Origin of the sequence: Roseobacter sp. TSBP12 (assembly GCF_009129705.1) — a bacterium.
GTDB classification, from domain to species: Bacteria; Pseudomonadota; Alphaproteobacteria; order Rhodobacterales; family Rhodobacteraceae; genus Celeribacter; species Celeribacter baekdonensis_A.
Genome location: NZ_PYIB01000001.1, coordinates 24491 through 37307 on the forward strand (window position 1 = coordinate 24491; position 12817 = coordinate 37307).

10 protein-coding genes and 1 pseudogene are annotated in these 12817 nt (G+C 58.4%); 5 read left to right on the top strand and 6 right to left on the bottom strand.

Features of this window, described 5'->3' with window-relative positions; translation table 11 throughout:
• Positions 1-122: 122 nt before the first annotated feature.
• Both C8029_RS00140 and C8029_RS00145 read left to right on the top strand, forming a co-directional pair.
• Positions 123-440, top strand: coding sequence for a hypothetical protein (locus C8029_RS00140; RefSeq protein ID WP_152001979.1), 318 nt, complete (start codon positions 123-125; stop codon positions 438-440).
• 616 nt (positions 441-1056) lie between these two features.
• A complete protein-coding gene (locus C8029_RS00145) occupies positions 1057-1263 on the top strand; it encodes a cold-shock protein (RefSeq protein WP_009573514.1) in 207 nt (68 codons plus the stop codon).
• A 79-nt stretch (positions 1264-1342) separates the two neighbouring features.
• Here C8029_RS00145 and C8029_RS00150 read toward each other — a convergent pair whose 3' ends face one another.
• Positions 1343-1852, bottom strand: a complete 510-nt coding sequence (locus C8029_RS00150; RefSeq protein WP_152001980.1) for a PhnA domain-containing protein — start codon at positions 1850-1852, stop codon at positions 1343-1345.
• 196 nt (positions 1853-2048) lie between these two features.
• On the opposite strand from C8029_RS00150, the gene C8029_RS00155 reads away from it, so the two are divergent.
• A complete protein-coding gene (locus C8029_RS00155; protein ID WP_152001981.1) occupies positions 2049-3809 on the top strand; it encodes an autotransporter assembly complex protein TamA in 1761 nt (586 codons plus the stop codon).
• Complete coding sequence (locus C8029_RS00160; RefSeq protein WP_152001982.1) at positions 3806-7114, top strand: translocation/assembly module TamB domain-containing protein; 3309 nt, start codon at positions 3806-3808, stop codon at positions 7112-7114. The genes C8029_RS00155 and C8029_RS00160 overlap by 4 nt, the downstream gene beginning before the upstream one ends.
• A gap of 85 nt (positions 7115-7199) precedes the next feature.
• Here C8029_RS00160 and C8029_RS00165 read toward each other — a convergent pair.
• Positions 7200-7465, bottom strand: a pseudogene (locus C8029_RS00165) (integrase core domain-containing protein); the annotation flags it as partial.
• 471 nt (positions 7466-7936) lie between these two features.
• Complete coding sequence (locus tag C8029_RS00170; protein WP_009573508.1) at positions 7937-8812, bottom strand: LysR substrate-binding domain-containing protein; 876 nt, start codon at positions 8810-8812, stop codon at positions 7937-7939.
• Positions 8813-8916: 104 nt separating this feature from the next.
• On the opposite strand from C8029_RS00170, the gene C8029_RS00175 reads away from it, so the two are divergent.
• Complete coding sequence (locus C8029_RS00175) at positions 8917-9561, top strand: peroxiredoxin (protein ID WP_152001983.1); 645 nt, start codon at positions 8917-8919, stop codon at positions 9559-9561.
• A 381-nt stretch (positions 9562-9942) separates the two neighbouring features.
• Here the strand turns inward: C8029_RS00175 and C8029_RS00180 are convergent, their stop codons facing one another.
• The 3 genes from C8029_RS00180 to C8029_RS00190 form a co-directional block, all read right to left on the bottom strand.
• Positions 9943-10431, bottom strand: a complete 489-nt coding sequence (locus C8029_RS00180) for a tetratricopeptide repeat protein (protein WP_193217547.1) — start codon at positions 10429-10431, stop codon at positions 9943-9945.
• Between the two features lie 90 nt (positions 10432-10521).
• Positions 10522-11202, bottom strand: coding sequence for a response regulator transcription factor (locus C8029_RS00185; RefSeq protein ID WP_152001985.1), 681 nt, complete (start codon positions 11200-11202; stop codon positions 10522-10524).
• Positions 11190-12653 (bottom strand): sensor histidine kinase, encoded by a 1464-nt coding sequence (locus C8029_RS00190; RefSeq protein WP_193217548.1) that lies wholly within the window; start codon positions 12651-12653, stop codon positions 11190-11192. Before C8029_RS00190 ends, C8029_RS00185 begins: the two co-directional genes overlap by 13 nt.
• Positions 12654-12817: the final 164 nt, after the last annotated feature.

A 12817-nucleotide genomic window follows, 5' to 3' on the forward strand; every position in this document is an offset into this window, starting at 1 on the left:
GCGCTCCCTTCGCCTCTAAAGGAGCAAGAAGAGAGCAATCCAATTGCGGCTTATGAACCTTAGCACTTAAGATAAGTTTGAGCAGCGCTTATCGCGGCGAAATTTCGAGGCTGGAGGATGTCATGCTTGATCCAAGAAAATGGACCTCTCGCGAAGACGTTCTGAGTTGCTTCAATGACAATCCTGAGGAGTTCGAAGTCGTTTTGGCAATGGCAAAAGTGGGGTGGGCGTTTTGTCAAATCCATGCCTTTGAGGGATTGGTTCAAGGTCTTCTTTTTATTGCGTCAAAAGTCAGAATTGGAAAACCTGAGCACTATGAGGCACTTGATGCAGGCGGCAGAATGTTACTTAAGCATGAAAAACTTAGCCGCTCGATGCTTGGCCAAATGACGGGTCATTTAAAAAAGCAGGCCTATCTCAACGTGATGCGCTCTACTTAGAACTCTTGGTCCATTTGCGAAACGATTTTATACATCGCTTTTCGCATCAAGTGCCTCTACCTGGAGACTGGGAAAGATTCAATTTTTCGGCACGTGATTTTGCAACCTACCCGCAACTGTAGGTAAGAGATTTGAAATAGCTCAACACTTTTTTACAAAAATTCTGCTCAAATCAGGTCTTCTAGCTGGTCAATCCTTTGAGGATGGTATGCTTCTTTGGGATTCAAATGACATGCCGGAATGGGACGATCAAAATGAATTCCCCCGCGCCTGACCCCAAGGAGGGGACGTAAAACGCGCCCTCCCATGGGGGAGGGTCAGGCGGCTTCTCGCACATTGCTTTGCAATATGCTGCCAGCCCCGTCCTCGCTTCGCCGAAGACTTGCGTTACAGATGCAAGCATCTGTGATTGGTCTCAATACGAGAGCTTCCACTCCACTCAAATCCCCCTCAAACATTCCCCTATGCAAGCGCATAGAATCCTGTCATAAGGGCCTCGCTACGTTACCTCTATCGACCCTTCTGTTCTCCTTCATCGGCTACAGTCTTCGATCGATCCCTGACTACGCCGGGTTGCCGCACTTAAGCGGGCAACATCTAAACTAGGAGACACACGATGGCTAATGGCACCGTGAAATGGTTCAACTCTACCAAAGGTTTTGGCTTTATTGAGCCTGAAGGCGGCAAAAAAGACGTGTTCGTGCACATCTCTGCTGTCGAACGTTCTGGCCTGTCCGGTCTTGCCGATGGCGCGAAAGTGACTTTCGACATCGAAGCTGGTCGTGACGGCCGCGAAAGCGCAGTCAACATCGAAATGGCGTAAGCCTGTTTCGAACAGAATTCTAAAACGCCCGCAGATTAAGTTCTGCGGGCGTTTTTCATTTTAGGCACTGTTTTTTGAATTAACGCTTCTTCACGAACTCGGTCAGGATCACGATCCGCTGACCTTCCACCCGGCCTTCGATATGCCCGGCGTTGTCTTGCACCAATGAAATCCCACGCACAGCCGTGCCACGTTTGGCGGTAAAGCCGCCGCCTTTGACCGGAAGGTCCTTGATCAACACAACCGTATCGCCAGACGACAAAACCGCGCCCAAACTGTCGCGATGAATGACCTCAGGACCGGCCGCCTTGGCCCACTCTTCGACCTCGGGTTCAAGGTAGAGCATCTCAAGCGCATCTGCCGCCCAAGCCTCTGATCCAAAACGATTAAGCAACCGCCAGGACAGCACTTTGATCGCATCGTTTTCCGACCACATCGACGTGGTCAACGCCTGCCAATGCCCCTCGGGCACCGCCTCCCCCTTGATCCCGCCCGCACAGGTCTCGCACAGATGCGCCACCTCCGTTTTGGGCGCAACGGTCACATCCACCAATGCCGCATCCGCACCACATATTTCACATTCGGCCATACTGCCCTCCTTTTATTCCCGCGGACCCTAGGCCTCGCCCCCAAACCACGCAAGCAACAAACCGCCACCTCATCACAGCCGCGTGAAAAGACTCGTGCGGACACTGGAAACAATGCTGGGAACACCGCATAGTTGCTTTATGTAGAGGGCGAGTGACCACGTCAAAGAGGAAGGCCGAGCGGTGCTTAGAGGGATTATGTTTGTGGCGGTAGCCTTGCTTTACGCAGGGACCTCGAATGCCTTTGAGGCCACGCTTGAAACCACGGCCGAGGGCGAGGTCAAAACCCGGCTGGAAAGCGCCTCTGCCATCTTGGAAGCCGCCAAAAACGACGTCACAACCCCCGAAGAAATCATCGCCGCCGTTCAGTCCGATTACCGCGCTCTGATCGGTGCGCTCTACCGAGAGGGCTATTATGGGCCCAGTATTTCAATCCGCGTAGACGGGCGCGAAGGGGCGGATATGTCCCTGATTTCATTGCCATCGACGATCGACGCAGTGGTGATCACCGTCACCCCCGGCCCAAGGTTCCGATTTGGCAGCGCCACCGTTACCCCGCTCGCCCCCGACACGCAATTGCCCGAAGATTTCACATCCGGCGCGGTGGCCAAATCCGGTCTGGTTGGCGAGGCAAAAGACGTGGCCATCGAGGCATGGCGGCAGGCATCGCACGCCAAAGCGGCCCTGTCAGATCAACAAATTATCGCAGATCACAACAGCAAAACACTCGATGTCGCCCTCGCCATCGATCCCGGCCCCGCCGTTGCCTTTGGCCGCCTGAAATTTGCAGGCGACACCCGCGTGCGCGAAGATCGCCTGTCGCGTATCGCCAACTTGCCAACGGGGAGCGCCTATGATCCCGACACGCTTGATCTGGTGACCCGGCGCCTGCAAAAAACCGGCACTTTCCGCTCGATCACCCTGCGAGAGGCCGACGCTCTGAATGCGGATGGAACCCTGGACATCACCGCAACGCTGGTGGACGAAAAAAAGCGTCGCCTTGGCTTTGGCGCGGAACTGTCATCGCTCGAAGGCGGCACGATTTCGGCCTACTGGATGCATCGCAACCTCACCAAAAACGCCGACAGATTGCGCTTTGACGCCGAAATCGGCGGTCTCGGCGGCACCACAGGCGTGGATTACACCCTTGGCGCAACCTACCGCCGCCCCGCCACGATTACCCGCAAAACAACCCTCGTCCTTGGCGCTGAAATCGAACATCTGGACGAACCGGATTACCTTTCGGACCGTGGCGAATTCACCATAAGCGCCGATGTGGAAACCTCTAAGAACTCGACGTTTTCCTTTGGCTTCGGCTACCGCTATTCCGAGGTCGAGGACTCGCTTGGCTCGCGCTCTTTTTCGCATGTGATTTTCCCGATCAACGGCAGCCGCGATGGGCGTGACAATGCGCTCAATCCGAAATCCGGCACCTATTTCAACGCCGACATCCTGCCCTTTGTGGGCGTGAGCGGATCGGCCTCCGGCGTGCGCATCTCTGCCGATGGTCGCGGCTATCTCTCTTTTGGGGACGATGATCGGTTTACCTTGGCTGGGCGGCTGCAACTGGGGTCCATCTCCGGGGCGGACTATACCGAGGTGCCCCCCGATCTGCTGTTTTACTCCGGCGGCGGCGGCACCGTACGCGGGCAACCATACCAATCCCTCGACGTCGATTTGGGCGGCGGCAATGCCACAGGCGGCTCAAGCTTCCTTGGCCTCTCAACCGAATTGCGCGCCTTGGTCACGGGTAAAATTTCCGTCGTGGGCTTTTATGACCTCGGCGGCATCGGCACATCGGCTTTGCCGGGCGACGCCGCCGAATGGCATTCGGGCGCAGGCCTTGGGCTGCGTTATGACACCGGCTTTGGCCCGATCCGCCTTGACCTTGCCGGACCTGTGACGGGCGACACGGGTGACGGCATCCAAATTTACATCGGCATAGGGCAAGCGTTTTGAACAAATTTCTTCCGGTCATGACCGCCATCTGCATCCCTCTGACGCTGATGGCGCAGGACAGCCCCGACACAGCACAAACAGACACGGCACAAACCGCCCGGGACCGCTCTGTGATTGTTGGCTTTTTGGAAGACAACCTGTCGGGTGCGGGCCGCGATATTCGCATCGAAGGCTTCAAAGGCCTGTTGTCCTCCAAGGCCACACTCGACGCGTTGACCATCGCCGATGACACTGGCGTGTGGTTCACCCTGCGCGATGTCGAGCTGGACTGGAGCCGGGCTGCGCTTTTTTCCGGTCGGGTCGAGATCAACCGCATCACGGCGGGTGAAATCCTGTTTGACCGCCTGCCCGTGGCAGAGGCCACGACCGCGCTCCCCGCGCCCGAAGCCACACCCTTTTCCTTGCCGGATTTGCCCGTGTCGATCAATATCGGCACAATTGAGGCCAAGCGTGTCCATCTTGGAGCCCCGGTGTTGAAACTGGGCGAAGCGGTGGATCTGAGCCTCGCTGGCAGCGCCAATTTGGCCGGTGGTTCGGGTGCCGCGACGTTGGGCATTCAACGTCTGGATGCAGCAGAAGGCGCTTTCACCGTAGGTGTATCCTTTGATGGTACAACCGAGGTGTTGGATCTTGATCTGGCCCTCACGGAAGGCGCGGGCGGCCTGATCTCCACGCTTGCCAACCTACCCGGTGCGCCTGAGCTGTCTCTGACGGCCAAGGGCGCGGGTCCTTTGGATGATTTCACCGCCGATATCGCCTTGGCAACGCAGGGAAAAGACCGCCTCACCGGCACAGTGGCCCTCAAAGCCGAAGCCGACCCAAACGCACCGGACGCCCCTGCCCCACGGGCGTTTACGGCTGATCTCTCCGGCGATCTCACCCCGTTGTTCAGCGCCGAATATGCGCGGTTCTTTGGCTCCTCCTCAACACTACAAGCGCGTGGCCAATCCTTCCCTGCGGGCGGGTTTGAGCTTGAGCAATTCACCCTCTCTACCCAAGCAGTCTCGATGGTCGGTGCGGCCAAGATTGGCGCCGATGGCCTGCCACACTCCTTCGCCCTCTCCGGGTCGCTCAAAAGCCCTGACGGCCGCCCGACGCTGCTGCCTTTTGGCTCTGCGCGCAGCATGGTCGATAAAGCCCTGATCATTGCCAATTACGATGCCGAACAAGGCGACGGTTGGACCGCGCTGATTGATGTCGATGGCTATACGCAGGACGGGTTGAGCCTTGGCAAAGCGGCGATCAATGCGGGTGGCACCATCGCGCGATTGACGGATAACAATGGCCTGACCACATTGGGCGCGGTGAGCGCCAAGATTGACGCCACCGTGATCGGCCTCGTCTCTGATGATCCCGCCCTTCAAGACGCCATTGGCGCAAATCCCAGCCTGCTGACCCAACTGACATGGCAAGAGGGGCAGGACATCGTTTTCGAGACAGTCGAACTCAAAACCGGCGCGACCACCGTCGCCGTCAAAGGTCGGCTGGCCGGGCTTGACGCGGGGCTTGAATTCACTGGCGACATGCGCCTCGACACCCCGCGTCTGGCACGATTTGCCCGCCTGTCCGGCCTTGGCCTTGCGGGGGCGGTTCAGGCAACAGGCTCGGGCAGCTACGCGCCCCTCAGTGGGATGTTCGATCTGACCGCCGAGGCCAAAGGCACCAATCTGCGCTTTGGCATCGCGCAAGTGGACGCGCTGACCAATGGCTCCAGCACGGTGAGCCTCTCTGCCAAACGCGACGAAACCGGGCTGATCCTGCGCGCGGCGGATATGACGACGGGGGCCGTAACCGCCTCCGCCAAGGGCACGCTGTCGTCTGAGGCCGGGGCGCTGACGCTCTCCGCCCGCCTCGACGACGTGGCGCGCCTCGGTTTTGGCCTTTCCGGACCATTGACCCTTGCCGCCGATGTCTCCCGCGCGAGCGTCACAGCGCCGTGGCAAACCGAGGCCAATATGACCGGCCCCGGCGGATCGACTGCGCGTGTCACCGGTACCCTCGCCCAAGACGCGAGCCGAGCCAACCTGTCGCTGACCGGCACCGCCCCTTTGGGCCTGTCCAACCGTTTCACCACCGCCGCGCTAACCCAAGGTAACGCTGGCTTTGACCTCGCACTCAACGGCCCGCTCGCCCTCTCGTCGCTGTCGGGACAAGTTCAAGTCACCCCCGGCGCCCGAGTGGTGGTCTCAGACGCAGGGCTGGCTTTGACGGTGGAGCGTGGCACGATCACGCTTTCGGGCGAACGCGCCCAAATCGACGTGGTCACCAATGCCGACACCGGCGGCGGCATCTCTGCCTCTGGTCAAATTGGCCTCACCGGCGCAGTTCCCGCCGATGTGACGATGGCTTTCAATGGTTTGACCTTGGTGGACCCGACACTCTACAGCACTTCTTTGAATGGCAATTTGGCCATCACTGGTCCGCTGTCTGGGGGGGCTGCCATCGCGGGCGATCTCACATTGGGCCGCACCGACATCACTGTGTCCGCCTCTGGTCTTGGCGGTAGCGGCGACATCCCCGAGATCACCCACACCGGCCAAACCGGCGCTGTGCTCACCACCCGCAAGCGCGCGGGACTTGTGATCACTGATAGCAATGGCGGACCGGGGGCTTCCTATGGTCTCAATGTCACTATCGCCGCCCCGAACCAGATTTTCATTCGCGGTCGTGGCTTGGATGCGGAACTCGGCGGGCGGCTGCGCCTGCGCGGCACGACGCAGGATGTGATCCCGGTGGGGCAATTCTCGCTGATCCGCGGGCGCTTGTCGCTTTTGGGTAAACGCATTGTGATGAAAGAGGGCACTTTGACCCTGCAGGGCGAGTTGGACCCCGTGGTGCGGCTTGTCGCGGAAACGCAGACGCCTGACTTGAACGTGCAACTGGTCACCGAAGGGCCGCTGAGTGCGCTGGCCTTGACGCTCAGCTCCTCCCCCACCTTGCCGCAAGAAGAAATCCTTTCTCAACTGTTGTTCGGTCGCGGTCTGAGCCAAATTTCCGCTCTGCAAGCGGCGCAAATGGCCTCGGCTGTGGCGACCTTAACCGGCGGCGGTGGTGGGCTTGTCGGTTCGATCCGCAACAGTTTTGGCCTCGACGATCTTGACCTGCAAACCTCCGATGAGGGCGGCAGCTCGTTGAAACTCGGCAAATATATTTCGGATAAAATCTACACGGATGTGACCATCGACAGTGATGGCAAATCGGTGATCAACCTCAACCTTGACGCCACCGACAAGGTGACCGTCAAAGGGTCCGTCTCCTCTACCGGCGACACCGGCGTTGGGGTTTATTTTGAAAAGGATTATTGAGCCGCCATTGTGCCAAAATCGAGGCTGCCCCCCCTCTTTCGGTAATCCCGCCATTTTGAATGGGGTTCAGCCGTAGAATTCGCCCGGCTGTTTTCAATTTCATGGCGGGTGTCATGCCGCCGATGCCCATGTTGGGTCGCTTGTTGTTGTAAGTCCAGCGCCGTTCAGTTGCTTGATCTTGTGCCTCCTCAATCGTCTCAAAGATGTATTGGCCAGCCATTCGCCGCGAACCGTGCGATTGTAACGCTCGATATAGGCGTTTTGTTGCGGCTTGCCCGGCTGGATGTATGCGAGCCGGATGTTGCGTTTCTCGGCCCAAGCCATCAGCTTTCCACTGATGTATTCCGGGCCGTAACACCTTTGGAATGACGCTGATTGAGAGGCTATAGCCATCTGCGCAGCCCTCAAATAGCGCAGTAGGTGGTCATAGCCGGGTCTCAGGCCCCTAAAGTGGTTTTTGCACGAACCACATCGTAAAGGAGACCGACTATGACCAAGATTATTGTTGCCCGGAAGTGAATGGTCAAAAATCTTTTCTCGTGAAATACATGTAAGCACTGATTATCGCGAGCGTGCCATACCCAGCTGCAAGATAGCTTGTGAACATCCAGAATAGCGAAACTCCAAGATACGCCGAAACACAAAGCGTGACTAAGGCAATGATGCCCGCAAACATTACAGTAATACTACGCATGATCTTACATCCCGCTCGAAAACAGTCATGGGAAAATCTTACCAGTGGGCAACTCGTGAGTGAGGTGGGCATTCAGCGAGCCGAGTGTGCGAAAGCGTCTCTGAGTGCAAAAGTTTCTCCGACAATCTTCATCCTTCGCGTCGCAAGATGTCGCCAAGCTTGCCAAAGAGTTCATGCCGTGCCGATCCGGGGCGCCATGCGAGGACCACGTGACGGGGGCAAGCGTCGGGGAGTGGTGTCAGTTGAATCTTTTGCAAGCCGACCACCCCGGCCTCAATCGCGAGATTTGGCAAAAGCGTGATCCCCAACCCTTCTGACACCATTGCGATCAATGTCGTGAGACTGGTCGCGGCAAAGCTGTCCTGCGCCGCGAAGATGCGGCCGGGATAGGCCGCGAGTGCATGACGTTGCAGGCAATGACCTTTTTCAAGCAGCATGAGGTGCCCGCTTTGGGTGAGGGCCTCGGCTCCGTTGGGCACCGGCCAATCTGCAGGGGTGGCCAGTTGATACCCGTCGACAAACAGCGGTAAAGTTTCCAGTGCCCCCGTTTCAAACGGCAGCGCGATCAGGATCAGATCAAGACGCCCTGCATTGAGGCCCTCAATTAGGCTCTCGGTCATCTCCTCGCGCAGGTAGACGCGCAATTCGGGAAAGGCGTCGCGGATTGCAGGCAGGGCCGGTGGCAACAGATAGGGCCCAATCGTCGGGATCGATCCAAGTTTGAGATCGCCCTTGAATGGATTTTGATGTGCACGCGCCAGCGTTTCGATCTCGGTGGCATCCAAAAGCAGACGCCGTGCTCTGTCGGCGATCTCTTCGCCCAGCGGGGTCAACATCACGCTGCGCCGGGTGCGTTCAATCAACGGCACGCCCAAACGGTCTTCGAGTTCTTTGATCCCCGCGCTGAGCGTGGGCTGCGTGACAAAACACAGATCGGCCGCACGCGAGAAATTCAGCGTCTCGGCGACGGCGGTCAGAAAGCGCAATTGGCGAAGAGTTGGCATTGATAGAAGAATCCTATGACAGATGTAGTTATATTCGATTTCCCCTATATCTGTCCATTCTCTATCTCTGTGTCATCAAGACGATACACAGAAGGACTGCAAAAATGACCGACCAAATCCAATACCCCGGCGCACGTTTGAACGAACCCGCACCGGCCTTTGACGCCCCCACCACGCACGGCCGCAAAACGCTTGCGGATTATCGCGGCAAGTGGCTGGTGCTGTTCTCGCACCCGGCCGATTTCACCCCGGTCTGCACCACCGAATTCATCGCGTTCGCCAAGAAGCATGATGATTTTGCCGCGCGCAATACCGAACTTTTGGGCCTGTCCATCGACAGCCATTACAGCCACATCGCCTGGATGCTGAACATCAAGGAAAAATTTGGTGTTGAGATCAAATTCCCCATCATCGCGGATTTGAACATGGCGGTGGCGCAAGCCTACGGCATGATCCAGCCCGGAGCGTCCGACACAGCCGCCGTGCGTGCAACCTTCCTGATTGACCCAGAAGGCGTGCTGCGGGCGATGGTCTATTACCCGATGAATGCCGGGCGCTCGGTGGACGAAATCTATCGCTTGTTGGTGGCGATGCAGACCGCAGACGAACACAAATGCGCGATGCCCGAAAACTGGACCCCCGGCAAGCCGGTGATCGTGCCGACCCCGGCAACACCCGAGGCGGCCATGGCCCGCGCCAGCGAAGGCTATGAGACGGTCGACTGGTATTTCTCGACCCGCACACTTTAACGTAACAGGCGGGCTGTTGCGGCCCGCCGCTCTCGCCCGTTCACACCAGATCCATAGAGGAGAGGGCCGATGAGCAATCCCATTGTCAAAGGCCATGGGACCAACCCACCCGGACGCTGGCAATATGTTTTCACGATCCCAATAAATGAAAGGTGCGATTGTTGGACTATGTGATCAACACCGGGATCGGCCTTGAACGGAATCTCGACACGCCCCTCCCCTGCCACTCACTTTTCGTTGGTGCAGTGGCGCAAGACACAAACGGACACGCCACGCGCCCTCATCCCTGTCTCCGGATGAAACAGGCAACTGAGGCCGCGTTCGCCCAACCCGACATGTGCCGCAAGGCGGAACGGGCCAGGGGATGGGCCCTTCAAGGCGTTATTCAAACTGGGACAGGGCTTCGCGGGCCGCATCGCTGCCATGTTCGACGGCTCGTTTGAGCCAGAGACGGGCGGCGGCATGGTCTTTGGTGGTGCCGCTTCCTGTGAACAGCGCCATGCCGTAGTGATATTCAGCAAGGGAATATCCGGTCTGGGCGGCTTCATGCAGCCAATAGGTTGCTTGTGTCAGGTCTTTTTCCACCCCGAGACCATTTTCATAAGCATGGGCCAGCATGATCATCGAGGGAGCATTCCCGTTTTTCGCGCAGGTTGTCATTACTTCTGCTGCGGGTTTTGACTCTTTTCCGCCCCCCTTTTGAATCTCATAGGCGATCCAGCACAGCATCCCGATGCGATCCGGGTGCAAGGCGATGTTTGCCTCCAGACTGTTCAATCCGCCCTCTTCGGGGTTGAGCGTGCCAAGGTTGTCGGCCTGAATGGGATGGGCCAAACCACAGGCCAGTGTCAAAACAGTTGCGAAACGCATTGGGGAACCTCCTCTTGCTTGATCATGCCAGATTAAAGCGGGCCCGCGCCGCTTGGTCATGGTCCTGCAAGAAGTTTGTAAGATTCCGCGTCAGCGCGGGTATCGGTAGCCGATCCCACGCACTGTTTCGATGATGCGAGGCTGCCTTGGCTGTCGCTCAATGCGCTGACGCAAGGCAGAGATATATTGATCCAGCGCGCGGCTGTTGGGGAAATAATCGCGGCCCCAACATTCATCAAAAAGCGTGTTGCGACTGACCGGGATGCCAGCGTGCCGGTAGAGTAGGCGCAAAACGGCGAGCTCGCGCGGATTAAGCGGAATGTTGTCCTCGCCAGAACGGCGCGCGGTAAGGCGCAGTGGGTCGATCCACAGATCATCCATCTGAAACTGTGTTTCTCCGATCGGAGGCCCGCCTGCCCGCCGTGCCATCCCCTTGATGCGGGCGCGCAGCTCTGCCGGATCAAAGGGTTTGGCGACATAGTCATCCGCACCCAATTCCAAACCCAAAGCCCTGTCAAAGCATTCGCCTCGGGCACTGAGGATCAGGATCTGGCAGTGGGGGGCAGTGCTGCGGATGTGGCGACACAGGCTGAGCCCATCCATCCCCGGCATCACCACATCCAAAATCACCACAGGAAAAGGCGCGGCATCAAACAGCGCGCGGGCGGTCAGACCGTCAGCGGCGGGATGACAGTCATGACCATCCCCGGCCAGCAAATCGCACAGGCCCTCCCGCAGGGCGTTGTTATCTTCGGCAATCAGGATACGCATTGCGCCTCGGCAAAGTCGGGATGGAGTGGCAGTTCAAGGGTGAAACGGCTGCCCTTTGGTGTAATCTGCGGGCGAAAGCGCCCGCCGGCCTGTTCGGCCATGGTGTGGCAGGCGTTTAAGCCCAACCCAAACCCGGTCATATTCTCATGGTGCGGCGTACGCTTTGGGCCCGTGTCACAAATTGGGCCAGTGTCACAAATGTCCAGCACCAGCCTATCCGCAGTGAGCCGAGTGGTAATGCGCAGTTCTGTGCCGGGCACGTGTTTGCGGGCATTGTCCAGCACATTCACCAACACCCGCTCAAAGGTATCCCGATCAAAGCGCATCGCTTTGGCGGCTTGCAGGTCCAGATGTGGTGGGGTCTGTGCAATCAGGCTCGGGCCGTACCGGTCCAAGACGGCGGCAACCACTTGATCCGCTTTTGCAACGATGGGCGCGCGGCAGGGAGAACCGCCCCTGACCGTGACAATCAAGGTGTTATCAACGATGTCGGACAGATGCGTGGCTTCTTGCGCGATGACCCGTGCATAGCGGCGGACCCGGACCACATCCTCGCTGTGGCGCGTCAACATGTCGGAATAAAGCCGCAGATTTGCAAGCGGTGTGCGCAATTCATGCGACATCTCGGCAAGCAGACGCCGCCTGCGCCGTTCGCTGCCAAGGACGGCCCGCTGTGCCAGAACCAAAAGCCAGGCCGCGAGACCGGTTCCCAACACGGTGGGGCCAAGCATCAGGGCCAGCCCGCGCCAGCCGCGACTTGGAATGGGCCGATAATCCACCGCCACGGCAAAGCCGGAATATGGCTCCGCGAGGGGCGCGCGCACCCTTGCCATCCCCTCTGGCGGGGTGGTTTCGGTCCCAAGAGTTTCGAGCGGTTCAGAGGCGGCGATTTTCAGCAAAGGCGCAGTATGGAGCAACAGGCAAACCGTGATACCATCTTGCACTTGGCACGCCACAATTGGCGTTTCAACGTCTGACAAGGCGCCAACCCAGACAATATGATCTTTGTGATCCTTCGCCTTTGTTTGTGCCTCGGCAAGCCGGGTCCGCCCGAGGCGCAGGTAATGCGCCTCGGCAAACAGCGGCACTTCTTGCGTTTCGGGAAAGACCCGTGTGCCTGCCGCATCAAAAACAACCACCAATGCCAGTTCCGGCTGTGACAGATACAGATTGCGCAGGCCTTGCGGGCCATCTGTCGCAAACCGGGTCCGGGCAGAGCCGATCAATGCGTCAGCCCGCGCGGTGGCATGGGAGACGATCCCCTGCGCCAGCGCATCGGCGCTCACCTGCTGTTGTGCCCGCTGCACCTCGGCGACCGCCGCCTTATCCGCTTCGACATAGCGCAATCCCAACAAGGCCAGCGCAATCATCGGCAAAAGGATGAGCAACCCCACCGGTGCAAGCAAGGGGGATGTGCGGCGGAATTGCTGCGGATTGGGGATCTGAACCATGCTCAGAAATCTAACCGTGCCCCAAAATGAAAGAAGTTGGACGTTGGTCTTGGTCACCGGGTCCGATCTTACAGAGTTCTTACACGCGCATGACCCGCCCTCGGTTTCGGGGCGATAGCAGGGACCGACAAACCCCAAAGGAGGAGAGAGAAATGCCTTGTGCT

Bases quoted from the DNA above. Each gene is read 5' to 3' on its own strand.
- C8029_RS00140 (WP_152001979.1), top strand. From the start codon at position 123: ATGCTTGATCCAAGAAAATGGACCTCTCGCGAAGACGTTCTGAGTTGC.
- C8029_RS00180 (WP_193217547.1), bottom strand. From the start codon at position 10,431: ATGCGTTTCGCAACTGTTTTGACACTGGCCTGTGGTTTGGCCCATCCC.
- C8029_RS00150 (WP_152001980.1), bottom strand. From the start codon at position 1,852: ATGGCCGAATGTGAAATATGTGGTGCGGATGCGGCATTGGTGGATGTG.
- C8029_RS00175 (WP_152001983.1), top strand. From the start codon at position 8,917: ATGACCGACCAAATCCAATACCCCGGCGCACGTTTGAACGAACCCGCA.
- C8029_RS00185 (WP_152001985.1), bottom strand. From the start codon at position 11,202: ATGCGTATCCTGATTGCCGAAGATAACAACGCCCTGCGGGAGGGCCTG.
- C8029_RS00190 (WP_193217548.1), bottom strand. From the start codon at position 12,653: ATGGTTCAGATCCCCAATCCGCAGCAATTCCGCCGCACATCCCCCTTG.
- C8029_RS00170 (WP_009573508.1), bottom strand. From the start codon at position 8,812: ATGCCAACTCTTCGCCAATTGCGCTTTCTGACCGCCGTCGCCGAGACG.
- C8029_RS00155 (WP_152001981.1), top strand. From the start codon at position 2,049: ATGTTTGTGGCGGTAGCCTTGCTTTACGCAGGGACCTCGAATGCCTTT.
- C8029_RS00145 (WP_009573514.1), top strand. From the start codon at position 1,057: ATGGCTAATGGCACCGTGAAATGGTTCAACTCTACCAAAGGTTTTGGC.